Genomic DNA, 25,454 nt, shown 5'->3' with positions numbered 1-25,454 from the left:
TTTTATAGCTATAGCCACCTGTATCAGGACAAATCAAAACCCAAATAGTGTGAGGCGGCGCTTCGCGCCGCCTCACACTATTTGGGTTTTATGTCCTAACAAGAATGGCGACAGCTATAGCACCAGAAAGTAATTCTTAAATGGTTTCTAAAAGCTCTTGAATCGTCGCCTCTAATTGCCTCAGTTTCATCGGCTTACTTAGGTACTTATTAGCTCCCGCTGCCAAACAGCGATCGCGATCGCCTGACATCGCTAAAGCCGTCATCGCAATAATTGGAGTATTAACCAAGTTAGGATCAAGACGAATTTGTTTAGTTGCCTCGATTCCATCCATTATGGGCATTTGAATATCCATCAAAATCACATCGGGCTGGTGCGATTTCGCAAGGGCGATCGCCTCTTCTCCATTATGTGCTAGTAGGACGCGATAACCAGTAGCTTCTAAATAGCTGGAAATGGTCAGAATATTCGCATTATTATCTTCCACTAACAAGATTAGAGGCGATTGACCATTAGTTACTCTGATGATGGGAGTATTTAATAATAAGGTAGTCTCTGGATTACTATTGAGAACTATTTCAGAACTACAGTTATAGGGTAGATCTACTGTAAAACAACTACCCACACCCACTTCGCTAGTTAGTCCCACTTGCCCCCCATGCAGTGTAACAATACGTTTCACTAAGGCTAGCCCTAATCCAGTACCTTCATATTGTCGATTTAAAGCACTATCAATTTGGATAAACGGCTGAAATAGTTTTTGGATATTCTCTGGAGAAATGCCAATACCTGTATCAGTTATGGAAATTTGTAAGTATTGTGGTGAAAGGCGATCGCTAGTAACTACATTAGGCGGCAACTGCTTAACTTCTAGAGTAACTCGTCCTCCCTTTGGCGTAAATTTAACAGCATTGTTCAGTAGATTAATCAAAACTTGGCGAATCCGACGTTCATCGATAAATAGCGGCGGGAGATTGCTCTGAAGTTTTGTATGTAGTTGAATAAGCTTTTGCGAAGCCTGTTGTTTCACAAAAGATATACTGGATTGACAGAGATGGCTAATGGATGTGGAAGCGCAGTCTAATTTGATTTGCCCTGCTTCAATTTTGGCTAAGTCAAGAATATCGTTGATTAGCTCCAACAAGTGAGAGGCACTACGCTCAACAGTTTGCAGAGCCTTAAGCTGTCGTTCATTAACATCACCAAACACCTGTTCTTGTAGCCCCTCGGTCATCCCAAGTATGGCATTTAGTGGGGTGCGAAGTTCATGACTCATGTTAGCGAGAAATTCATCCTTGAGCTTTGTGGCTCGGATTAATTCTTCGTTTGTTTGTTGTAGTTGTAGTTCTGATTGCTTGCGATCGCTAATATCAAAATTGACTCCCAACATACTGTAGGGCTGACCCTGATCATCACGCACTACGATGCCATAGGCTTTAATAAAATGGATGCTGAGATCGGGATGTACGACTCGAAACTCCGTATCATATTCAGCATTTCCTAAAATAGCTTGATGGAGCAATGTTTCTGTTTCCATCCGATCATCAGGATGTAATCCGTTAGACCAAATATCGTAGGCTATATTTTGGTTTAATTCACTGCTCTTAAGTAACTCAGATTGTCCTGTGATGCCAAAGAGTTCATACATGCGATCGTCCCAACGCAAAGTATTTTGTCTAACATCCCATTCCCAAGTACCGATCGCCCCAGATTTCAGTGATAGGGCAAGGCGTTCCGACAGTTTTTGTAATTCTATTTCCCGTTTTTGCAATTCTGATGTGCGTTCTTCGACTTTAGCCTCTAGAAATTGATTGAGTTGTTGCAATTGATGTTCGGCTTGTTTTCGCTCAGTGATATCCCGACAGATGCCAAACTGGACAATCTCGCCCGACCAATCGACGCTACTAGCACTAATTTCCACCGTAAAGAGTGAACCATCCTTGCGCCGATGTAAGGTTTCAAACTTCACACTCTTTTCTTGACCAAACTCTTGAATTCCTGAGAGCAGTTCTGCTGCTGACCATTTAGCATCAATATCATAGATACTCAATGACATTACTTCTTCCCGACTATAGCCTAACATGTTCGCAAAGCTTTGATTTGCATCGATCAAGTACCCTTGAAGGTCTAATACAAACAACCCATCTAAGGAAGTATTAAAGAGCATGGCACTACGATAATATTCTTTCTCTAGCTTAGCTTCTGCTTGCTTGCGATCGCTAATATCACGAATCATAAATAGAACTTCATCTTCGCCACTCTTAACGACTCTAACTTCTTCATAGATCAAGCGATCTCCCACTGGAACCTGTTGTTCGTAAACCTGTAGCTCTCCTGTTTCTATCGCTTTTTGTAAATAGTAAAATTGATGCTCGATAATATCTGCGGGCAATACTTCTGCCATCGACATACCAGCCCGATCCAACTTCGCCGTAGCGATGGCAAAATCACGACTTTGAGTAACAAATTCTCGATAAACTCCATCAGACCCCACCCGAAACATCAGATCAGGAATTGCTGCCAACATGGCGCGGCTCTTAGCTTCACTCAAAGCTAAGGCAACTTCTGCTTGTTTGCGTTCGCGCATAGCGATATGTTGTTCACTAACATCTCGAACTAACAACAAAACTTCATTTTCACTATAGGGAACTATTCGCACTTCTTCGATTTGCTCTCTACCATCGATAAAGATACTTTGTTCATATATCTGCATGGAATTAGTTTCAAATACCAGTTGGATATACTTCAAGCGTTTTGCAACAACATCAGCAGGAAGCGCCTCAGACCCATGCGTTCCTATAAGATCTTTTAAAACACCTACCACTACAAAGTTGGGAGTAGTCACAAATTCTGAATAGAAGCCTTCTCGACTCATGCGAATGATCATGTCGGGAATCGCACTAAGAATAGCTCGTTGATGGGCTTCGCTTTTGAGTAATTTAGCCTCGGTTTGTTGACGCTCAACTAGCTGATCTTGCAATCTTTGATTGTTTTGAGATTGCTCAATGGCGATCGCACGGCTAGCATACCTGATAAATAAAGCGGCGATCGCCAATGACAATAACAAACTAGTCAGCCCTATTTGAAGACGAACTACTTTCGCTTGGCTAAGAGCCAGATCAATTTCTTGTTCCCGTTGATATACAATCTGAGCAAAAGGAGATAGGCGATCGGGAAACTGAAAAAACCGAAGAAAATTCTTACTCTTAAAAAACTTTGTTAACTCTAATTCTGCTTCGATGAGATTTTGAGGCGATGTATTAGGTGACTTCGTGAGTTGGTCTAAGCGATCGAGCAAATCCTGATATTCTTGCTTAAATGTTTTTAGAAACTCCTCATATTCCTGTAGTAATGGTTCTAATCCTTCTATATTCGAGAGTTTTCTGGAAGCATGATGAGTTTCCACTATACTTAAGGTTGTTTGAATGGCTTCAAGCAATTTGTAGTTCTCTTGTTGAGAGCTATCTAAATCTTTTAGGTAAGCGTATAGTTGTTGAGTAGGACGATTGTAGAGAACATCTAATTGGAGCGTATTTAGAGATTTACGTTCTTGAGATACACTTTGACTCTTTTGTAATACTTCTTGATGTTGGTAATTTCCCCATAACAATCCAGTTGCAGTACCTAAGCAGGTAATACCCAGAGCGATCGCATATCCATAGACTATTTTGTTGCTTAAAAACATTTGGGATGAAAGCTTACGCCAAAAATTGCTAAGTGGTGTTAACCAGTAATTTAAGTTTAACTGGTTTCGTCAAATAGTCATTAGTACCTACGGTCGTATATTTATAGCTGTCGCCATTTGTTTTAGGACAAATCACAACCCAAGAAGTGAGTGGCGACGCGAAGCGCCGCCACTCACTTCTTGGGGTTGTATCCTGACTGAACAAAATCAACCCGTTTTAACGGGTTTTAGCTCTTAGCCCGCACTTGAGTGCAGGGCGTTCTCGATGTGTGCGGACAAAATCTAGAGAGTTAAAAGAGGATTTGGAGACCAAATCCCTACATTTGTAAAGGTAGGGGCTTGGTCTCCAAGCCCAAGTCTCAGCTTTCTACTAATAGATTTTCCATCATTTGGGTTAGTTCTTTGAGGCGAATAGGCTTACTACAATAATCATTAGCTCCCGCCGCAATACACCGATCGCGATCGCCAACCATCGCTAATGCTGTCAATGCAATGATTGGTATATTAACCAAATTAGGATCGAGGCGAATTTGTTTGGTTGCCTCTAGTCCGTCCATAATCGGCATTTGGACATCCATCAAAATTAAGTCTGGTTGATGGGATTTTGCTAAGGCGATCGCCTCCAGTCCATTTTTTGCAAATAAAAGATGATAGCCCTTAGCTTCTAAATAGGGGGAGAGCATCTCGATATTGGTTTCATTATCTTCTGCTAACAAGATCGAGAAGTAGTTATCATGCTTTGCTTGGCTAGATTCATAGCTAAGATCAATCGGGGTTTCTAATTCAGGAGAAGGGAATATAACATCAGCACAGGGAATAACGATTGTAAAACAACTACCCACACCCACTTCACTAATTAATCCTACAGTGCCGCCATGCACCTCCACAATCCGCTTCACTAGAGCAAGTCCTAAGCCTGTACCTTGATATTTACGGTTAAGGGCGCTATCAATTTGAATAAAGGGCTGAAAAAGCTTAGGGATATTTTCTGGAGATATCCCGATACCTGTATCAGCGATCGCAATTTGTAGATAGTTTCGCATTCCTAAAAGAGGATCTTCCTGTGGAGTGAGATTAACTTCTAAGGTAATTTGCCCCCCATCTGCCGTGAATTTGACCGCATTATTTAGAAGGTTGATCAAGACTTGGCGCATTCGTCGTTCATCTACTAATACATCAGGCAGATTATTTTGCCATTTAGTTTTGATCTGGATATGTTTGGTGATCGCTTGCTGACTGACAAAAGCAAGACTGGATTGGCAGAGTGGAACTATGGCGGTAGGATGGCAATCCAATTCTATTTGACCAGATTCAATCTTCGCAACATCCAAAATATCGTTAATTAACTCTAGCAGATGGGAACCACTGTTCTGAATAGTCTGTAACGCTTTAATTTGTCGTTCATTAATGTGTCCAAAGATCTGTTCCATCAGTACTTCGGTCGTACCAAGGATGGCATTAAGAGGCGTGCGGAGTTCATGACTCATGTTAGCCAGAAACTCATCTTTGAGCCGAGTTGCACGGAGCAGTTCTTCATTTTGCAATCGCTCAAATTCAGCTTGTTTCGCATCCGTAATATCTCGAATAATGATCAGTACTTCCCGATCATTGAGAGGCGCAATCCGAACTTCCTCATAACGTTGCTCATTTTCAACGGTAAAAATCTGCTCATATATCTGTACGCTACCAGTGGCGATCGCTTGCTTAGCATAATGCAGTCGTTGTTTCGCTAGATCAGTTGGCAAAACATTGTAGACTTCTGGCTGGTGAAGCGCGGCAGGAGGACTAAAAACCCGCACACCACTACCCGCAAACATGCTGAGATATCGCCCCTCTATATCCATTTGAATTAGGAGATCGGGTAATGTTTCGATAATTGTGCGGTTAGTCATTTCGCTTTGTTTGAGAGCGGCTTCAGCCTGCTTGCGATCGCTAATATTACGGATTATAAATAGCACTTCATCGTCACTAATTTTGATGACTCTGACCTCTTCATATTGGAGGCGATCGCCTCCTTGAATTTGTTGTTCATATATCTGCAAATCCCCAGTCTGCAAAGCTTGCTGCGTATAGTAAAGATGTCTTTCCGCAACCTCTGGGGGCAACAAATCAATCATGGAATGCCCCGTGGGATCTAATGTTGGAGACAATACATTAAAGTCACGATAATCCGTAATAATCCCGCGATAAATGCCATCAGCTCCCATCCGAAACATAAGATCGGGAATGGCGGCTAAAACTGCTCGACCCTGAAATTCACTTTGTTTAAGGGCGGCTTCAGCTTGCTTGCGATCGCTAATATTACGAATCATAAATAGAACTTCTTCATCACCACTTTTAAAGACTCTAACCTCTTCATCTTGCAAGCGATCGTCAATTTGGATTTGCTGCTCATATACCTGTAACTCCCCCGTCAGCAAAGCCTGTTGCATATAGTAAAACTGACGCTCTGCGATATCTTCTGCCATCACATCTGCCATGGATTGACCTGTGGGATCAGAATCTGGTGGTAATATTCCAAAATCTCGATTTGCCGTAATAAATCCGCGATAAATGCCATCATTTCCCACCCGAAACATCAGATCGGGAATAGCCTCTAAAATTGCTCGACTTTGAGCTTCCGTTATCTGGCGTGCTGATTCCGCTTGTCGATGCTCGCTCAAGTCAATATCAATGCAGTATAGTTCTGGCTCATTCCTTGGGTTATTCAGCAAAACATGGCTAGAGTAGACATACACACTAGATCCATCTTTCGCCATTAGAGTTAACTCACTAGCAGGAATAGGCTCTCCTCCATTGACCCACGCATCTATCAAATTAATGACATCTTGGCGCATTGCTGGAGGAATGATCAGGTGTTCCAACTTCTGACCGATGGCTTCATCGGCAGTATAGCCATAGATTTTCTCACTTGCTTTATTCCAATAAATTACTTGGCGATCGCGGCTATAGCCCTGAACCGATATCTTCGGGAGAGCATCAAATAATTTTTGCGAACGTTGTTCACTAGCCCAAAACTTAGCATCTTCTCTTTGATGCTCGCTTATGTCTAAACGATTCTCTGTTTTGGTGATCGGATTTTGCGCGATCGGATTTTGCGCGAATGCCTGAAATTGCCTAGCTAATAGCTCAGTTAAGTTTTCTTTTTCTAGCAGTCCCACTAAGCGATCGCCATCTAGTACAGGTAAGTGCCGCAGAGAATGCTCTTGAAATAGAGTCATGACAGCATTTATATCAGTCAGTTCTGACACTTGAATCGTCATGACTGGATGGCTCATCACCGACTGAATGGCTAACTGGTCTAATGGTAATCGTTGGGAGTTAAGACGAATAATATCTCGCTCTGTGAGTATTCCCAGAACCTGAATAGCATCCTCTCGGCACACTATCACATAGCTTGAGCCAGTTTTATCCATCAGCGCGATCGCTTCGATCGCATTTAGCTCTGGCGCAACGATCAGAGGATTAAGAGAGATTGCGGATAAAATATCTCTGGGCAAAAAGTTCATTAGTAGATAACTCCGCTAGTGAGCCAAAAAGGTTTGAATCATTTGGGATAACGCTTTTAGTTTGACAGGTTTTGTCAGATATTCACTAGCTCCAGCCGTTAAACACTTTTCGCGATCGCCTGTCATCGCTAATGCTGTCAATGCAATAATTGGAATGTTTATTAAGTCAGGATCACAGCGAATTTGTCTAGTTGCTTCTAATCCATCCATTACTGGCATTTGGACATCCATCAAAATTAGGTCAGGATGATGGGATTTTGCTAAGGCGATCGCCTCTTGACCATTTTTTGCAAAAACCACGCGATAGTCCTTCGCAATTAAATAACTAGAAATAGTAGCTATATTCGCTTCGTTATCTTCTGCTAGTAAGACTAAAGGTGCGTCAGACGTATTGGCGGCAGTGTCCAGTAGCACGTTGCTGGGAGGTATATCTATAACTGAATCTGGTTGAGAAACAGCGGAGATATAGGGCAGATCGATCATGAAACAACTGCCAACTCCTAACTCACTCGTCAGCCCCACCTCACCTCCATGTAGTTCAACAACGCGCTTTACGAGCGACAATCCTAACCCCGTACCTGCATACTTCCGATTTAAAGCACTATCAATTTGGACAAAGGGCTGAAATAGTTTATGGATATTTTCAGGTGCGATACCTATACCCGTATCAATTACCGCAATTCGTAAGAAGTTTTTGGCAGTAGCAGCATTAGGAACTGGATTGAGAGAAAACTGAGTAACTTCGAGGGTAATTCGTCCTCCTTCCGCAGTGAATTTGACAGCATTATTGAGTAAATTAATCAAGACTTGGCGAATTCTTCTTTCATCAACCCATAGCTCTGGTAGATTTTGGGAAATCCTCTCGTCAATCTGAATATTCTTTTGCTGAGCCTGCTGCTTGACAAAGGCAATGCTAGATTGACAGAGCGCTTTTACGTTAGTAAATCCAAAGTCTAGAATCATCTGACCTGATTCAATTTTAGAGACATCTAGGATATCGTTAATCAGTTCTAGCAAGTGGACACCACTGTGTTCAATGGTTTGTAAAGCCTTAATTTGCCGCTCATTCACAGCGCCAAAAATGTCATCTTGCAATGCTTCTGCCATACCTAAAATAGCGTTGAGAGGAGTACGAAGTTCATGACTCATGCTGGCAAGAAATTCATCTTTGAGACTAGTGGCGCGGATCAGATTGGCATTTGTTTGCTCTAGTTGCTGTTCATATTCTTTGTAAACTCGCATATCGCGCATGATGCTGGAGAAAAACTCAATCTCTCCCTGTGGTGATTTGTGGACAAGCAGCAATTGCGATACAAGAATTTCTCGACCTTCCGCATCTAGCAATGCTGTTTCCCCCAGCCAGCTTCCATTGGCGATCGCACTGGGAATAGCCTGCTGCTCGATCAAATCCACAGCCCATTGAGGATGGCAATTAACCAGTCTAAATTGCAGTACATCTTCAATAGGATCTATACCACGCAAGCGCTTTAACTCAGCATTTTTCCAAAAGATATTACCTTTAGCATCTGACATACTGATGTAATCGGTTGAGGCTTCCAAAATAGCAATCAAGCGCTTTTGGGTTTGTTCTAAATTCTTCCGTTCTGTAATATCTTGAGCCGTACCAATGATTTGCTTAACTAACCCATTCTCATCGCGACTAAAAACTGAATCTCGACTATATAGCCAATGCCATTCTCCGTTAGCATGTCTCATTCGATATTCATTTTCAATAATCTCTCCATCCTGAGCTGTTCGTATTTTGTCATAGTAAGCTGGGTAAACCAATCTGAGATCATCGGGATGCATTAAGTTGATAGCAATGTTATCGCCTAACTCTTTAATTTCATCAGGTGAGTAACCCAAGATCGAGAAAACTTCCCGATTAGAGTAAATATTTTCCTGTTTTTGAATGTCGTATAAATAGAGAATATTCGGTGATGCATCAGCTATTTTCTGAAGAAAATGTTGGCTTTCTTGAAGAGCAGTTTCTGCTTGCTTGCGATCGCTAATATCACGAGCAGAAGCTATTACCAAAATCCTGCCTTCATTATCCTCTAATTCAATTAAGTTCAGTTCTACAGGGAAAATCCTGCCGTCTTTAGTCTGGTGTAAAACCTCACTAGAAGCATATTTTTGAGTGCGGAGTTTTTCCATAACGGCTCTGTTGCAGAAAAAATCCTTAGGAGTAATATCGCTAGGGGTCATTGTTAGCAACTCTTCTCGACTATATCCCAAACTCTCACAGGCTGTATCATTGACTTCGATAAAAGTACTGGGCTTGCCTGTGTCAGTAAAGCTATTGATAAATACAGCATCGGTTTTATGGTTAAACAAAGCCTGATATCTTTTGTTAGTATCGAACAAAGCTGCTTCAGTACGTTTGCGTTCGCTGACATCTTGTACTAAAGAAGTCATAGATACAAGATTGCCCGCCTCATCTAGTAAAACTGAATTGTACCAATCACAATAGATAATCGAGCCATCTTTACGATAGTTACGGTTATGGCAACTAGCCTTTCCTTCTTTCAGGATTTGGGCTGCAACTTCTTGGACAGAAGGAATGTCAGGCTCATATATAAATTTCCACTCAAAGAAAGTCTTACCTAGGACTTCATCAGATTTCCATCCAAAAATTTCTTCGGCACGGGCTGACCAACGACGAGTTCTAAACTCTGGATCCCAAATTATGGTGGCGAGAGGAGAATTTTCGATGTGATAATTTAATTCTTGATTGGCTTTCCATAGAGCAGTTTCAGCTTGTTTGCGATCGCGAATATCTCTAAAGATTCCTTGCACGATCCTTTCCCCATCTAATTCAATACAACTGGCTGTAATTTCTACAGGAATCTGATTACCATCTTTCCGCAGCACAAGACTTTCCATTGCTGAAGCAAAATTATTTTGCGTAGCATTTTTGAAATGATTTTGCACTGCGGCAATGGCTTCGGGCGGATGTATTTGCGATACATGTAAACGCTTCAGATCATCGCAGCTATAGCCCAAGAGTTCTTCGGCTTTTTGATTGGCTTCAATCAAGTTACCTTGAGGACTTGCAAGCAATATTGCATCACTAGCTCCATCCATCAAAGCGCAATAACGTTGCTCATTAATAATTTTCTGTTCGCTATTACTAGTATCTAAAGCTTTCTGCGCCAATATTTCCGTCAAGACATCTTTGGATAACAGACCAATGAGGCGATCGCCATCTAGAACTGGCAAATGACGAATGTGATATTGCCGAAATAAGTTTAGCGCAGCGTTAATATTATCGACTATCGATTTTTGGATGGTAACTACAGGATGACTCATCACTTCCTGAATAGACAATTGCTCTAAATCATGAGACTGCATACTCAGGCGAACAACATCTCGTGCAGTTAAAATACCAATTAAATTCTGTTTCTCATCACATTCATCTAAACCTTCCATCACCAGCACATAACTTGAAGCAGTTTCTCCCATCATGGCGATCGCTTGCTTCGCAGTAGCTTTTGACGAGATCATTAAAGGCTCTGTAGCAATCAACGATATTAATTTTTTGTTGATGATGGGGCTGGTAGTAGTGGTCATATTCAGCTAAGAATATAGGATAGGGGCGTAGATTAATAGTGAGATCTAAGTACTTGAGGAATTAAGCAAAAATAGAATGAGATTCTTATTTTACCGTAGAGGCAATGCATAAATTGTATCTACATCTCGTTTTTTTCGTAAGTAGCCAATAAAAACCAGATTTTTGATGGTGTGGCGAAGCTACTTCGTCAAAAATCTAGTTTTTATTTTACGGCAAAGCCGTAAGTCATATAGCTGTCACCAAGTGTATGAGGACATATAGCTATAGCCACCTGTATCAGGACAAATCAAAACCCAAATAGTGTGAGGCGGCGCGAAGCGCCGCCTCACACTATTTGGGTTTTATGTCCTAACAAGAATGGCGACAGCTATATATTTAAAAGGTTTTGAATCGTTTGAGTTAATAGTCTCAGTTTGACAGGCTTAGTAAGATATTCATTAGCCCCCGCCTTAATGCAGCGATCGCGATCGCCCGTCATCGCTAGAGCCGTCAGGGCAATAATCGGTGTATTAGCTAAACTCGGAATCTGGCGCATCTGACGCATCGCTTCTAGCCCATCCATCACAGGCATTTGTACATCCATCAAGATTAGATCAGGTTGAGATGAAAGAGCCATGGCGATCGCTTCTTGTCCATTCTTAGCACAGAGAATTTGATAGCCCTTAGCACTTAAATAGCTGGACATCGTAATAATATTGGTTTCGTTATCTTCTGCTAAAAGAATCAAATATGGATTGACATAATGAGGAGGTTCAGCAGTAACCGTCAAAAGCTCTGTTTTGGGGAATCTCTTATCAAATGGAGAAGCAATTAGCAATGATTTTTGATCTAATTGAGAGATATGTGGCAAGCGTAAAGTAAAGCAACTACCAGTTCCTAGTTCACTATGGATACTGACATCTCCACCATGCATTTCTACAATTCGTTTCACTAGGGCAAGTCCAAGTCCAGTACCTTCATATTGACGATTCAGGCTACTATCGATCTGGACAAAGGGTTGAAAGAGTTTTTCTTGATCCTCAGGCTTAATCCCAATCCCAGTATCAATGACTGAAATGCAGACGTAGCAATCATCATGAGGTATCCAGTCATGCATGGCAGGATGAGAATCAGGTAACTGAGTAGGACGGATTATGGGTATCCGCTCGGCAAGGTTAAAATCTATCGGTTCATAATGCACTTCGATCGTCACCTTTCCCCCTGTAGGCGTAAACTTCACCGCATTAGTCAATAGATTAATCAACACCTGACGCATACGGCGTTCATCTACAGATATTGTTTTCATATCTCTAGGAAACGACTCATTGAGTTGAACCTGTTTTTTGAAAGCTTGTTGCTTCACAAATACCAAACTTGATTTACAAAGATCAGTAATGGAAACCTGATCAATATCAAGCTCTAGCTTACCTGCTTCAATTTTAGAGAGTTCGAGAATGTCATTAATCAATCCCAATAAATGCCGACCACTACTTTCGACAGTAGAGATCGAAGCTGCTTGACGTTCATTAAGTTTACCGAAGACTTCTTCTTGTAATGCTTCTGACATGCCTAAAATTGCATTAAGAGGAGTACGTAATTCATGACTCATATTTGCCAAAAACTCATCCTTAAGTCTTGTAGCACGGAGCATTTCGGCATTCGTTTGTTCTAGCTGTTGTTCATAATCCTTCTGAACTCGGATATCACGCATGATCGCAGAGAAAAATTCCACTTCTCCTTCAGATGATTTATGCCCAAGCAGCAATTGCGATACTAAGATTTCCTGTCCATCAGCGTCCAGCAATGCAGTTTCGCCGAGCCAACTACCTTCAGCAATTACAATAGGTTTCGCTTTATCCTCCAGCATATCCACTGTCCATTGAGGATAATAATCTATTGGTCTTTGTTGCTTGACTTCAGCATCACTATACAGCCCGCGCATCCGTTTAAGCGCCTTGTTATTCCAGATTACTTGACCTGTGATATCGGCAATGAGAATATAGTCTGTCGATGCTTCAAGAATAGAAAGCAAATTACTTTGTTCTTGTTCCAAACGTTTACGTTCAGTAATATCTTGAGCAGTGCCAATAGTTTGAATCACATGACCATCGGCATCGCGCTTAAATACTGCATCTCGACCATAGAACCAACGCCATTCTCCATTTACATGTCTGATCCGATATTCAAATTCGAGAATTTCGCCGTCCTGAGCCGCAAGAATTTGGGCATGGTAAGAGACTAATCGCTTGAAATCATCAGGATGAATTAAATTAGTAAACAAATTGGAACCCATCGATTGAATTTCATCGGGGGTGTACCCAAGAATAATCCCAATCTCACGATTAACGTAAATATTACGCTGTTCTTGGAGGTTGTACAAATAAAGGACATTCGGTGATGCATCGGCAATTTGTTGGATAAAACGCTGGCTTTCTTGCAATGCTGCTGTGCGTTCTTGCACCCTAGTTTCCAGTTCTTGATTTAACTGTTCAAGCGCATACATTGCTCGTTCGCGCTCTAACTCAACTGCCGCACGGGATGCAAATACCCGCAACAGGTTTTCAGCCCACTGCGGATCTTGGATTGGCTGCTTATCAAGGATACATAAAGTCCCGATCGCTCGCTCATGGCTATCTCGTAAGACCAGCCCCAAATAACTATCTACCCCCATCCCTACGAGATCACGATCCTCTGGGAACTGCTGCTGTAAAGAGCGATCGCAAAAAAACATCCCATCTTGTAAAGTGCGTTGGCAGGGAGACTTTGCAAAATCGTATAAAAAATCGGTTTGCAATGTATCAGTTGTCCAAATAGCAAGGGTATGCAGTCGATCACCTTCTACTTCTGTAACTACCGCATAGGAAACATTAAGCGCTCTAGCAATGTGACTAACTAAAGCTGGGAAAAAATCTTCACCTGTAACCGCAGAAGTACTCTCAATCAGATTTTGGAGAGCAGTTTCCATTTTCTTGCGTTGAGAAATATTGGTGCTAGTTCCCACAATGCGACAAATACGCCCTAATGCATCATAAATAGGATTTAGAGTGGTAATCCACCAAGTTGGTTGCCCCTTAAAAACTAGGCATTCCTCATAGGTAATCGAAGTTCCTGCTTGGACACAAGCTATATAGTTTTGACGGATTTCTTCGGTGGGTGATTTTCCACATATTTCTGCTGTTAAACGCCCCGATAATCTTTCGGCGGCTGGATTAAAAGCAACAAGACGAAACTCTCCATCTTCTAATACATCAACTGTAAAAATAGCCTGTTCAACACCTTCGTAGATTGTGCGTAAAAACTGTTCTCTATTTTGTAAGGATTCTTTTACTTGCTTAAGTGTTGTCAAATCATGGAGGCTCGTAACACCTGCGGTAATGGTGCTGTCGATTTTTTCGCTAATATCTCGGCTATCTTCATGGTCAAGTATAGATAAATCCTGATCCTCGAATCCTCCCTGCAAAACATTCTGGGTCAACAGATCGATTAAAGCATCTTGAGATAACACCCCAACAAGGCGATCGCCATCTAGTACAGGTAAATGATGAATTCGATGTTGTTGATATATTTTGAGGACAGATGGGAAATCGAGTAGGGCTGATTCTTGAATGGTAACCACCGAATCATGCATTACCGACTGTATCGATAAATTATCTAAAAGAACATGCTGAGCAATGGACTGAAAAATATCATGTTTGGTCACAATACCAACTAAACTAATTGCCTCAGTTTCATGGTTGTTCCTGACTACCAAAACACAACTTGAGCCTGTTTTCTCCATAGAGGCGATCGCCGTTATGACTCCTGTGTCCACAGCAACTATCAACGGATCAAGAGCGATCGCTGATAGTAATTGTTTACGGATGAGAAGACTTTTAGCGTTCATCGCTTGCACTTAATTCTAGGGATATTTAATTACTCACCTTACGCAGATATAGGAATCCTAAATGGGTTTTGTATGGGGGCGCAGCCCCTACAGAACAGGAATTATATAAGATAGTCGCGATTTCCCCGTGGTTACCCTACTTGGCTAGCTGTAAGAGATTCCGCGTCTGCATTCTGCGTAACATCAATTAATTAGTAATTAATTACTAATTAATCAGCCAAAAACGTTTGCATCACTGCGTTGATATAATTCTTTTTCTAAGTTTGACAGATTTAGGAGAAGATTTATTCTCTTTGGTAATTTTGGTAATCAAAACACCAATCTGCATTACAAAAATTATTTTTGATGAAAGATATCGATAGGCACTGAAAATACTAAAAAAGGAAGGTACTGCAAAACAGTACCTTCCTTTTTTAGTATTTTAGAACGGGTTCGACGGGGCTCGAACCCGCAACTTCCGCCGTGACAGGGCGGTGCTCTAACCAATTGAACTACGAACCCAAATTTTCGTGCTTAAACTTATTTCTAGAATTGCTTTTTACTAACTGGGTTGCAGCTCGTTTTTTGCGTTTCTTTATTTAAGCGCTCCTTATTATGTAGATTTAAAAGGCGTTTGTCAATACTCTGAGCGTATTTTTTAAAAACTTCTTCATAAAACGCCAAAGAGCTTTGCAGAGTAGAGCTTTTGGCGATGCAATCTTGTCATCCCATAACCTGCGATCACTCCAACACCTCAAAATATCGTAAAAAGCCTGAAAAAGTCATTGCAATTACGCCTGTCCGTGATATCCTTTCACCCATTATTTGCTAGCTAAATTTGTCTATATAGCAGTTTTTATTTTGCCGTAGGCAAAATAAAAACTGCAAAACCTTAATGTAGTTGTCTTTTTGATTTGCAAATCTGTTTTGCAAATGAGTAAGCCCACCTTTGCAAAACGCAATCGGATTTAATTGGTGTAGAGGACTCCCATGAATTGCTTTAAGAGCGCAAACATCAAAGGTTTAAAAATTGCGATCGCGACAACGCTTTTGATGCAGATAACCAGTATTGCCCTACCAACCACATGGCGATCAATTGTGCCATCTGCGATCGCCTTACCTGGGCAAACGCCCGATCAAGTCATTGACTGGATTAGAACAAATCCAGTATTACGTCCAGCGGCTGGCGAGCGGCTACTCGTGCGAAAAAGTGACACCCCATCAAGACGATTTCAATTTCAAGCTAGTGTAGTGCTGCCGGGGATTGCCGCTATCCAAAAGGGCGATGCAAATTTGATTAGAAGTGAGCAGATTAGATTTTTTGACATCATCAATGGGGTCACGCGATCGCGTCTAGAAGAGTCACTGCGTTCTATTTATGGACCAGAGATTATGCGTGATTATGCAACGGCTAAACGGGTTTATGCATATCCAACGCCAGCTATGGTGCTGCGATCGCAGGCTAAAAATGCTTCACCAATTCTCAAGGCTTTACAAGGAGAATTACGTCAAGGCAAAAAATACGGCTACTGGATCGAGCTATTGCAAAATGGTAGAGGTAGCGCAAATTCTGGACAAATCACTATATTTGAGTTAGATAGTCTTCCTAAACTTCAAGAAGAGTTAATCAGCCGTGAAAAGCGCTAGAGAAATAGTTTGAAGTGATATAGCAATTGCTTAGGACATAATGAGTGGCGGCGCGAAGCGCCGCCACTCATCTTTTGCATTGCTATAAAAGCAACAAATGGCTCCGCCATTTGTTGCTTTTGGATTAATCCGTGCCTCCCCATGTCCAAAAAGGATTACCATTCTTCACCCCCTTATTCAAAATTACAGGCGTTAACCCATTCGCATCACTCATCCCCGTCATATCCAAAATCAAGTAAACCTTGTCATCCACAAACCGCATCCGCAAATATGAATGACCTTCAAACGGCTCATCGTTATACTTAGCTATACCTGCTGTCCCCTTACAGTTGCGATACTTGACCTGCAAATTTGCCACCCAAGTCACACTAAACTCATCGCTTTTCTCGATCCGAAACTCCCTTGCAAACCAACTCAGAGAAGCTAAGCCATCAGTAGTATAACCACCCTCAGCATAGGGACGCGGTGTTTGAGTGAGACGCACCTCAGTAGGACAAAGCGGAAAAGTCCCACCCGAATCCCTAGGATACACACTCAGCTTGATATTGTTCGGTGCAGCAAAACTGGGATTTGCGAATAAGGAGCATTGCGCGATCGCCAAAGCACCAACACCCAAACATACCTGCCTAAAAATTTGGCTGAAAGCCTTAACCCTAAAGTTTTTCATTATTTTTTCCACTATGGTAACTCTACAGACCATACGAAGGCAAAAGAGCCTCTGTAGTTCCCTTAATCCAAGAGGGCTTGGAGGCCAAGCCCTCTTGGATTAAGGACGATGGGTAGGGGTTTGATCTCCAAACCCTCTTTATACCAATTCACGAAAGTATTGAAATACTTTCGTGAATTAAAACCAAGCCCAGCAAGGGTTTTAGAAGCCCAAAACTTGTGGCGCACGCTGCGCGTGCGCCACAAGTTTTGGCTCTGGGTTTTAATTATGCCCAGCTACTTATGTAACATCAGTCAATAGATCTTAAAAAACGCTATATTGATTTGCCTAGGCTTAAAGCGACAACTAAACCATGACCACTTCCATTTTATCCGATTTAAAAATTCGCTTCTCTAAGGCGATCGCTACCGCCTTTGGTGAAGAATATGCCAACCACGATCCCGCCGTCGCTCCTTCTAAGGATGCTAAGTTTGGCGATTATCAATGTAATGCAGCTTTAGGCTTAACCAAAAAGCTTAAACAAAAGCCTCAAGATGTAGCAGCCCAAATAATCGCAAACGTAAAAGTTGACGACATGTTCGAGGCTCCAACGATCGCAGGAGCAGGATTTATTAACTTAAAGCTAAAACTTAGTTACTTAGAAACCCAATTAGCAAAAATGCAAAAAAGCGATCGCCTCGCGATCGCCAAGGTTGAGAAACCCGATCGCGTAATTGTCGATTTCTCTAGTCCGAATATTGCTAAGGAAATGCATGTCGGACATTTGCGATCGACGATTATCGGTGACAGTATTGCCCGAATTTTAGAATTTCAAGGACATGAAGTCCTACGCCTAAACCATGTCGGTGACTGGGGAACTCAATTTGGGATGTTGATTTCTTACTTGCGCGAAGTTTATCCCGATGCACTGACTAAAGCTGATGCGATCGCGATCGGTGACTTGGTAGAACTCTATCGGGCAGCAAAAAAACGCTTTGATGAAGATGAAGCCTTTAAGGAAACTTCTCGCAATGCTGTCGTGGAGTTACAAGCGGGAGGTGCTGAAGCCAAACTAGCATGGCAATTACTTTGCGAACAATCACGCCGTGAATTCCAAAAAATCTATGATGCACTCAATATCCAATTAGAAGAGCGCGGCGAATCTTTTTATAATCAGTTCTTATCCGATGTCGTTACCGACTTACGCGAAACTGGCTTATTGCAAGAGAATCAAGGTGCGTTATGTGTATTTCTGGAAGGCTTCACCAATAAAGATGGTCAGCCTTTACCGCTCATAGTCCAAAAGACTGATGGCGGTTACAACTACGCAACCACTGATCTTGCAGCTCTGCGTTATCGCATTCGTGAAGACAAAGCCACCCGCATCATTTACGTTACTGATATCGGACAGTCAGGACATTTTGCCCAAGTCTTCCAAGTTGCTAAACGCGCTAATTGGATTCCTGAAACTGTGCAGACTACCCACGTTCCCTTTGGCTTGGTGATGGGTGACGATGGCAAAAAGTTTAAAACGCGATCGGGTGATACGATCGCTCTCAAAAGTCTCCTTGAAGAAGCAATCACTCGCGCCCGTGCTGACATCGAAACTCGCAATCCTGAAGCCTCAGAGGAGTTTAAGCAAGATGTCGCCGAAGCGGTCGGACTTGGAGCGGTCAAGTATGCTGACCTCTCGCAAAATCGCACCAGTAACTACATCTTCAGCTTTGACAAGATGCTAGCTCTGCAAGGAAACACCGCACCCTATATGCTCTATGCCTATGTGCGCGTACAGGGGATTGGACGCAAGGGCGAAATTGATTTTGCCAGTTTAAATGTTGATGCAGTAAAGCTTACTCAGGAAGCAGAGATTGTTTTAGCTAAGCATTTGTTACAATTTGCCGAAGCGATCGATGCAGTTGCGGAAGAACTATTCCCAAACCGTCTCTGTCAATATCTCTTTGAACTCAGCCAAAAGTTCAATCAATTCTTCGAGCAATGTCCTGTACTACAAGCTGAAGAATCTGAACGCATCTCCCGCTTAAGTCTTTGTGACATCACTGCTAAGACTCTTAAGCTTGGCTTAAATTTACTCGGTATCCGTGTTTTAGAACGTATGTAAAATATAAATAGGAACTCAAAAATGACTTTAGAACAACCTGATAGCGTTTGGAATCATAAACCTTGGTGGTGTCAGCCTTGGTCAATTATCTTGACTGGTTTCTCGATCATTAGTGGTAGCTGGCTATTATTCAAACTAGTTTGGTTATCAATTCTGGTCGCGATTCCCATAACAGCATGGATGGGATTTTTTGTGATTCTATTTCCAAAATTAGCTATGCAAGAAATAAATCAAGAGGTTGATTAACACTTCAGAATTAGAGCGTGCCAGATTCAAGTTGCTCCAAGTAGATAAAATCAGGAGACTTGACACCTGCTTCTGCTCTGATTTTGACTAATTTAGGCGACTCAAAAAATCTCTTAGCATCTGCGATCGCTGTCCATGCAGAAAAATGTACTATTTTGTTTGGATCGTTCTCGTATTTGAGAACCTGATACGATCGCTCACCAGCTTCTCTGCGAATATCTGCCGCCTCATCAAAAACTTTCTTCCAAGCAGGATAGTCCGCGACTTCGTGGATAATTAAAACATATTGCATAAGTTACTTGGTATTCGTGTCAATACATTTTACGAGAATAGCGATCGCATTAAGCTTTCCATATTCAGACTTTGAAAATCTCCCACGTTTAAACTCGCGATCGCCTTACTTTTTACGTCATCTCTGAAATGCTTTCTAGGCAAGAGTTTCAGGATTAACTATATTTGCAATAAGTGTTACTTAATGACAATATACAACGCTAGAATAAGGCTTGTGGCGGTAGGAATATTGGCGGTTATGCTGAAACAGCAAGATAACGGGAAAAGTAAGAACTGGAACTACAGCAAAAAATCAATCAAGCTTTACCAGTAGAATTGCAGCAACAATACAATGATTTAAGCGCAAAGATGCGATCGCAAACTATCCCTCCTGAAGAGTATCAAGACTTACTCAAGCTTATTGATATTGTCGAACAAGCGGATGGCAATCGTCTCCAGCATCTTATCCAATTGTCGCAGTTACGGAATACTTCACTGACTGAATTAATGGAACAATTACAAATTTATCCTCAATCAGTCTGTTTTTAGAGATTGCATAGCGATCACCCCATTAACATAGCTAAAAATTTCGTCTAGCTCTCCGATCGCTTCTAGCTCAAGATTTTCTGTAGCAGTTATTGTATCTGCTTTTTTCTTATCGAGCAGGGTTTAGAGGCGATCGCCCAGTTCATCAGTAAATTTAAAGAGCATGACATGTTTGATTTGCTGGATTTGCATTCTTTTAGGGAGAAGGGATGAAGGTTTTAATTATGTATTTATGGCATTTTGAACTATGTTTACTTGTATTATAATTTCATTGTATTTCTCATAAGAATCTTAGGAATGACAGTACATTTACCTGAAATTGGAATTACCAATTGTCGCAGAGCTAAAGCATTACTCGAAGAGTATCCTCAAAATATTGTTGGTAGTTTTTGGATAATGAGTGGCTATGGATTTGACAAAAAAGAAATTCCTAGTTGGTGGGTTGATGTTGATAATGATATTTATTTTGAAGACAATCAAGCACAATTAATTATTGATGCATATGAAGCAGGTCTTTTTGATGGTGAGCATAACAACCCTTTGTATTTAGGTTTTTGTATTATTGTTGTTGCTGATCCAGACAATCCCGCGAATCTTTCTTATGTAATCCAACATTTAAGAATGTGGGAAGGTGAAGGTATAGGAATATTAAGAATTATGGCGCATTTTAATATTCCTGCAATCACAAAAGTTATTTATCCTGAAAGTTTTTTAAAATACCGTTATGGTTATGCTAGCGAAAGCAACACATATCGAAATTTACGTGTATCTCTAGATCACTGGTCAGTACATATTTGGGAAGATTATTGTAGTTATCAAATGTCTAATCGTGGACAGACTATGTTTTACAAATATTGTAAACGAGTCAATATAATCAAAGATGAAGTACAAACTACTGTTAAGAAAGGTTCTAAATTCTTGGTTTTGACAGAAGGTGAAACAGATCCAATTTATATCAGAACAGCATTGGATCTATTGGGTAAAACAGAAATCTTAGCTCAAGTAGATATTGAGTGGGTTGGAGCTTCTGTAGATAAAGGAAAAAGCATTAATACTGGAGATAGTGGTTTAAATAATACTAGAGATGTTCTTCTTTCTAATCCCAAGTTTTTAACTAGAAAAGTGTTGCTTTTATATGACTGTGACACGAAAAAGCAAAGTGCTGATTATGATAATCTCAAAATAAGATCTATCCCTAAACAGGAAAATAGAAAGATCAAAAAAGGGATTGAAAATTTATTTCCTGATCATTTATTTACTAAGGAATTTTATTTACCAAAAACTAAAATTGGTGATTATGGAGAAGTAAATAAAATTCAAGAATTTCAAAAGATGAGGTTTTGTAAATGGATTTGTTCTGAGAAAAAGGATGCTAAAGATTTTGCTGACTTTAAGGTGATTGTCGATATTCTCAACGATTTCTTAAATGAATAATTGGAATAGTTAATACGAAAAATGGCGGCAAGTATTTTGTCTTGCTATAATTCTGACTAAGAATATGTAATCGACAACCTTGCAAAGGTCACTACACATGGCTACAGTTCAATTTAAATCAGAGATCAGCATCGAACTCGATCAACTACTAACTGGAGTAGCTCAGCTAGACACACCTGATTTAGAGAAATTACTTATTCAAGTTCGACAAGTATTAGCCCATCGCCAAAATCCTAGTCTTCCTACACTAGAACTAGAACTACTACAAAAAATAAATCAAGCTTTACCAGAAGAAATACAACAGAAATACAATGAACTAAGCGCAAAAATGCGATCGCAAACTATTACTGCCGCAGAACATCAAGATTTACTTAACTTGATCGATGTTGTTGAAAAAGCTGATGGCGATCGCCTCCAGCATCTTATCCAGTTATCGCAGTTACGAAATATTTCGTTAGCCGAATTGATGAAGCAACTACAAATTCATCCTCAACCAGTCCATGTCTAGGCGATACATCACAGCTACGGAAGAGAGTCAAATCATAGAAAGAGCTAACCGACTTTGTGAATATTGTCGATGTTCTATGGACTACTCTGCACAGCCATTTGTTATCGATCATATTGTGCCAATCTCCGAAGGTGGAACAACAACACTGGACAACTTAGCCTTCTCCTGTGGTGGATGCAATGGACATAAATACACAAAAACTCAATCTACAGATCCAGTTAGCCGCGAATTAGTGTCTCTTTACAATCCCAGAAATCAAAAATGGATAGATAACTTTGTGTGGAGTGATGATTTCCTGCAAGTAGTTGGTTTGACAGCTATAGGTAGAGCCACTATCAACGCCTTACAAATGAATCGTGCTGGAGTGGTCAATATGAGAAAATTGCTACTTATGGCAGGACTACATCCTCCTAAATACTAATTATCTTCAGAATTTACAAGAGGTTAAAAAATGCTGTATCTATTTCATAACCTAGGCTTTGAGTCATTTGTTGTAACTTGGCTGTGCTATCAATACCGCGAGACTTGAGCCAGAGAGAAATTGTGAATACCTTCTGCATCACAAAAAGCTCCAGTGCTTCAGGATTGTATTGCAACACATAGCCATCACCTTCGCGCTTAAACTCATGGGGGACTAGCATCGCGGCATAGCGACTGAGTTCTGCACGCCAATCGAGGAGATAGCTAAACCAAGGATAGGTGGCATCGAGACGCACAAACCAGAGACGCACTTCCGATATTTCTGATAATTCGCGAGGGTCGCCATCTTCCTTATCCCATACAAGTTCGATTTGAAATTGGCGATCGCTTTCTGGCGTTTCATCCCAATTGGCTAACAACTTCTCGATCGCAATTTTGGCAGGAGTAATATCCAGCGACTCAATACAGGCTTGGTTAATGTAGATGACAGTAGACATATAGCTTTTAGATAGAATTAAGTTAGGGCGGTGCAATGCGCCGCCCTAGTGTTTATTTTTTCGGTAAGTTTTCGCGAGGGTCAAAGGATTGGATTTCTAGCAACTGCTCGTAAAGTTCACGTTCACGCTTGCTAGGATTTTTGGGAACGACAATCTGGATTTCTACATATTGATCGCCAAAGGTTCTAGCATCTTTTGGAAAGCCCTTGCCAGAGAGTCTTAACTGCTGTCCAGACTTCACCGCAGGGGGAATAGTTAACTTTACTAATCCACTGAGGGTTGGCACTTCCACTTGAATACCAAGAACTGACTCGCTCGGTGAAATGGGCAATTGACAGCGAATATCGGAACCTTCGAGGGTGAAGAATGTATGGGGCTTAAGCGTGATTTTGAGATAGAGATCGCCACCTGATGCACCCTGACCTTTTAGGCGGATTCTTTGCCCCGAAAGTACACCTGCGGGCATATTCACCTCAAGCGATCGCCCATCTTCTAGACGAATGCGTTCGCGACCACCGACATAGGCGCGTTCGAGCGGTAATTCTAAAAGAGCTTCCGAATCACGGCGTGGTGTGGGGCGTGGTGGTGCTTGGGTGCTGGTGCGATAGGATGAAGCCCCACCAGTATCTTGGGCGCGTTCATTGGTGCGGAATTTGCCTAGGAGTTGATCAACAAACTCTTGGAAGTCGTTATATTGGCTAAAGTCCACATCACCTGTGTAGCCACCACGCTCAAAGTCTGGCGTATATTGCTCACGCGATGATGGTGGTCGTCCGCCTGCACCTTGAAATCCGCCTTGTTTCCAATATTGCCCAAAGCGATCGTATTGCTGACGTTTGGTGGTATCAGATAAGACTTCATAGGCTTCACCAATATCTTTAAATCGCTCCTCGGCTGCCTTGTCATTGGGATTCAGGTCGGGATGATATTTCCGCGCTAACCTGCGATAGGAGCGCTTAATTTCGTCAGCCGTAGCTGTCTTCGGAACACCGAGGATTTCATAATAGTTGCGAAAGTTTTGCATATTTCCCGAACTGCAAACAAGGAGATAACTTAGCTTACCTTATCGTAGCTTTTGGAAACACTTGCGCGTTTGTCAAAAGTATGAGTAGAGACGTTACGAAGCAACGTCTTGTGTTAGATCCAGCTAGGTAACCACATTAGCACGGGCAAATAACCCGATGAGATCGGTAAACCGATATAAATAGGCAACCAAAATATAAAAGCGATCGCAATAATTCCTACAATCCCCGAACCGAGCGTTCTAATTTCTTGTAATGGCGATCGCCACATCACCGAAACTAAAAGGGCAAGGGCGGCAAAGGCAAAAACTGAGGCGGGCATATAGTGATAAAGAAATATGCAACGTTTGCTCAAGCTCCAAGGCAACCAATGACCAGCAAAACTAATCGTCACATAGGACGCAAACCAAAATAGTTGCGATCGCTCTTTAGGAAGCATTTGGGTTAATATCTCTGGAGGAAATCTTAATTTCGAGGAAATTAAAAAAGCTAACCAGATCAATAAGGCGATCGCACTGAGCCAATATAACAATGGATTACCCATCGCATGAACAAATTGCACCATGCTATTGGGACGCATCTCAAAGAAATAGGCAACTGGACGAATTAATAAAATCCAACTCCACCAAGGTGAACAATAGGGATGAATCGGTTCAGTTTTGCCAGCACCCAAGTTTTGATGAAATCCAAGAATCTGTTGATGTAGTTCCCAAATATCAAATTCGTGATTCATCATCAAATGCGGAATCCACTGCACAAAATAAAAGGTGATCGGTAAAATGATTAAACCAATTAAGATTTGCAATGCATTTAAAGTTTGGCGATAACGTGACCATGCATAACCCATGAGAACGGCAAGCCCGATAATATAAGCCAAGCCTGTCCACTTCACACTAATTGATGCGCCTAACATTAAGCCTGTAGCCATCACCCAAAACCAACGTTGGCGCGATCGCTTGAGGGCTAGCACTATACATAGCTGACTGAGCATCCCAAACAGCAGAATATAGGTATTGATCAAGCCAAACCGTGACTCCACCAATAGCAAACCATCCATTGCCACAAACCAACCTGCTAGCCATGCCCAACCACGGCGATCGCTCAACTGCCAAATCAACTCATAGGTAACTAAGGGCAGCAGTGAGCCTGCTAATGCAGTCATACAGCGATAGCCAAAGGGTGCATAGCCAAAAAGCTGAATCCCTATGGCAATGATGTACTTGGCTAGGGGCGGGTGAGCATCAAAAAATGGCGCACCACGCAGATAATTTTGAGCAAACTTAGGGTAGTAAAGCTCATCAAAAACGATATCCCCCAGACCATCCAAATTCCAAAATCGGCTAGCAAAGGCTACTAAAGCGATCGCCATTACTCCATAGATCGGATGCTCTGATAGCCAGATCAGGCGATCGGATAAACGAGCAAAGGGAGTCATAGTTATTTGCTTACTCCAATTGCTCATTTACTTTTCTCATCTAAAAAATACAAAG

At 41.5% G+C, this 25,454-nt stretch carries 16 protein-coding genes and 1 tRNA gene; 7 read left to right on the top strand and 10 right to left on the bottom strand.

Features of this window, described 5'->3' with window-relative positions; genetic code table 11:
• Nucleotides 1–136: 136 nt before the first annotated feature.
• The 5 genes from H6G05_RS12750 to H6G05_RS12730 all read right to left on the bottom strand — a co-directional run bounded on the left by H6G05_RS12750 (nt 137) and on the right by H6G05_RS12730 (nt 15,131).
• On the bottom strand, nt 137–3,685 hold the full coding sequence (locus H6G05_RS12750; RefSeq protein ID WP_190578535.1) for a hybrid sensor histidine kinase/response regulator: 3,549 nt from the start codon (nt 3,683–3,685) through the stop codon (nt 137–139).
• A gap of 359 nt (nt 3,686–4,044) precedes the next feature.
• Complete coding sequence (locus H6G05_RS12745; protein ID WP_190578534.1) at nt 4,045–7,194, bottom strand: ATP-binding protein; 3,150 nt, start codon at nt 7,192–7,194, stop codon at nt 4,045–4,047.
• Between the two features lie 15 nt (nt 7,195–7,209).
• Nucleotides 7,210–10,767 (bottom strand): PAS domain S-box protein, encoded by a 3,558-nt coding sequence (locus H6G05_RS12740; RefSeq protein ID WP_190578533.1) that lies wholly within the window; start codon nt 10,765–10,767, stop codon nt 7,210–7,212.
• A gap of 368 nt (nt 10,768–11,135) precedes the next feature.
• Nucleotides 11,136–14,630: a PAS domain S-box protein gene (locus H6G05_RS12735; RefSeq protein WP_190578532.1), complete on the bottom strand. Its 3,495-nt coding sequence runs from the start codon at nt 14,628–14,630 to the stop codon at nt 11,136–11,138.
• A 427-nt stretch (nt 14,631–15,057) separates the two neighbouring features.
• A tRNA-Asp gene (locus H6G05_RS12730) sits at nt 15,058–15,131 on the bottom strand.
• Nucleotides 15,132–15,599: 468 nt separating this feature from the next.
• Between H6G05_RS12730 and H6G05_RS12725 the strand changes: the two genes are divergently transcribed.
• Nucleotides 15,600–16,256: a hypothetical protein gene (locus H6G05_RS12725; RefSeq protein ID WP_190578531.1), complete on the top strand. Its 657-nt coding sequence runs from the start codon at nt 15,600–15,602 to the stop codon at nt 16,254–16,256.
• A gap of 124 nt (nt 16,257–16,380) precedes the next feature.
• Here the strand turns inward: H6G05_RS12725 and H6G05_RS12720 are convergent, their stop codons facing one another.
• Nucleotides 16,381–16,923: a hypothetical protein gene (locus H6G05_RS12720; protein WP_190578530.1), complete on the bottom strand. Its 543-nt coding sequence runs from the start codon at nt 16,921–16,923 to the stop codon at nt 16,381–16,383.
• A 352-nt stretch (nt 16,924–17,275) separates the two neighbouring features.
• Between H6G05_RS12720 and argS the strand changes: the two genes are divergently transcribed.
• Together argS and H6G05_RS12710 are read left to right on the top strand one after the other, a co-directional pair.
• Nucleotides 17,276–19,021, top strand: coding sequence for an arginine--tRNA ligase (gene argS / locus H6G05_RS12715; RefSeq protein ID WP_190578529.1), 1,746 nt, complete (start codon nt 17,276–17,278; stop codon nt 19,019–19,021).
• A gap of 21 nt (nt 19,022–19,042) precedes the next feature.
• Nucleotides 19,043–19,267, top strand: a complete 225-nt coding sequence (locus H6G05_RS12710) for a DUF6737 family protein (protein WP_190578528.1) — start codon at nt 19,043–19,045, stop codon at nt 19,265–19,267.
• Nucleotides 19,268–19,277: 10 nt separating this feature from the next.
• Here the strand turns inward: H6G05_RS12710 and H6G05_RS12705 are convergent, their stop codons facing one another.
• Complete coding sequence (locus H6G05_RS12705; protein ID WP_190578527.1) at nt 19,278–19,559, bottom strand: antibiotic biosynthesis monooxygenase; 282 nt, start codon at nt 19,557–19,559, stop codon at nt 19,278–19,280.
• Between the two features lie 314 nt (nt 19,560–19,873).
• Here H6G05_RS12705 and H6G05_RS12700 point away from each other — a divergent pair, with 314 nt between their 5' ends.
• The 4 genes from H6G05_RS12700 to H6G05_RS12685 all read left to right on the top strand — a co-directional run bounded on the left by H6G05_RS12700 (nt 19,874) and on the right by H6G05_RS12685 (nt 22,446).
• Nucleotides 19,874–20,086 (top strand): hypothetical protein, encoded by a 213-nt coding sequence (locus H6G05_RS12700; protein WP_190578526.1) that lies wholly within the window; start codon nt 19,874–19,876, stop codon nt 20,084–20,086.
• Between the two features lie 294 nt (nt 20,087–20,380).
• Nucleotides 20,381–21,517 (top strand): hypothetical protein, encoded by a 1,137-nt coding sequence (locus H6G05_RS12695; RefSeq protein WP_190578525.1) that lies wholly within the window; start codon nt 20,381–20,383, stop codon nt 21,515–21,517.
• 97 nt (nt 21,518–21,614) lie between these two features.
• The gene (locus H6G05_RS12690; protein WP_190578524.1) at nt 21,615–22,025 is read left to right on the top strand and encodes an STAS/SEC14 domain-containing protein; all 411 of its coding nucleotides are present in this window, start codon (nt 21,615–21,617) and stop codon (nt 22,023–22,025) included.
• On the top strand, nt 22,018–22,446 hold the full coding sequence (locus H6G05_RS12685) for an HNH endonuclease (RefSeq protein WP_190578523.1): 429 nt from the start codon (nt 22,018–22,020) through the stop codon (nt 22,444–22,446). The genes H6G05_RS12690 and H6G05_RS12685 overlap by 8 nt, the downstream gene beginning before the upstream one ends.
• A gap of 13 nt (nt 22,447–22,459) precedes the next feature.
• Here H6G05_RS12685 and H6G05_RS12680 read toward each other — a convergent pair whose 3' ends face one another.
• The 3 genes from H6G05_RS12680 to H6G05_RS12670 all read right to left on the bottom strand — a co-directional run bounded on the left by H6G05_RS12680 (nt 22,460) and on the right by H6G05_RS12670 (nt 25,426).
• Nucleotides 22,460–22,942: a CRR6 family NdhI maturation factor gene (locus tag H6G05_RS12680; RefSeq protein ID WP_190578522.1), complete on the bottom strand. Its 483-nt coding sequence runs from the start codon at nt 22,940–22,942 to the stop codon at nt 22,460–22,462.
• Nucleotides 22,943–22,994: 52 nt separating this feature from the next.
• Nucleotides 22,995–23,966: a DnaJ C-terminal domain-containing protein gene (locus H6G05_RS12675; RefSeq protein ID WP_190578521.1), complete on the bottom strand. Its 972-nt coding sequence runs from the start codon at nt 23,964–23,966 to the stop codon at nt 22,995–22,997.
• A 113-nt stretch (nt 23,967–24,079) separates the two neighbouring features.
• The gene (locus tag H6G05_RS12670; RefSeq protein WP_190578520.1) at nt 24,080–25,426 is read right to left on the bottom strand and encodes a phospholipid carrier-dependent glycosyltransferase; all 1,347 of its coding nucleotides are present in this window, start codon (nt 25,424–25,426) and stop codon (nt 24,080–24,082) included.
• Nucleotides 25,427–25,454: the final 28 nt, after the last annotated feature.

This window comes from Phormidium tenue FACHB-1050 (assembly GCF_014696925.1).
Classification (GTDB): domain Bacteria; phylum Cyanobacteriota; class Cyanobacteriia; order Pseudanabaenales; family Pseudanabaenaceae; genus Pseudanabaena.
The sequence above is the reverse complement of the archived record's forward strand: the minus strand, read 5'-3'. Positions and strand labels throughout refer to the sequence as shown.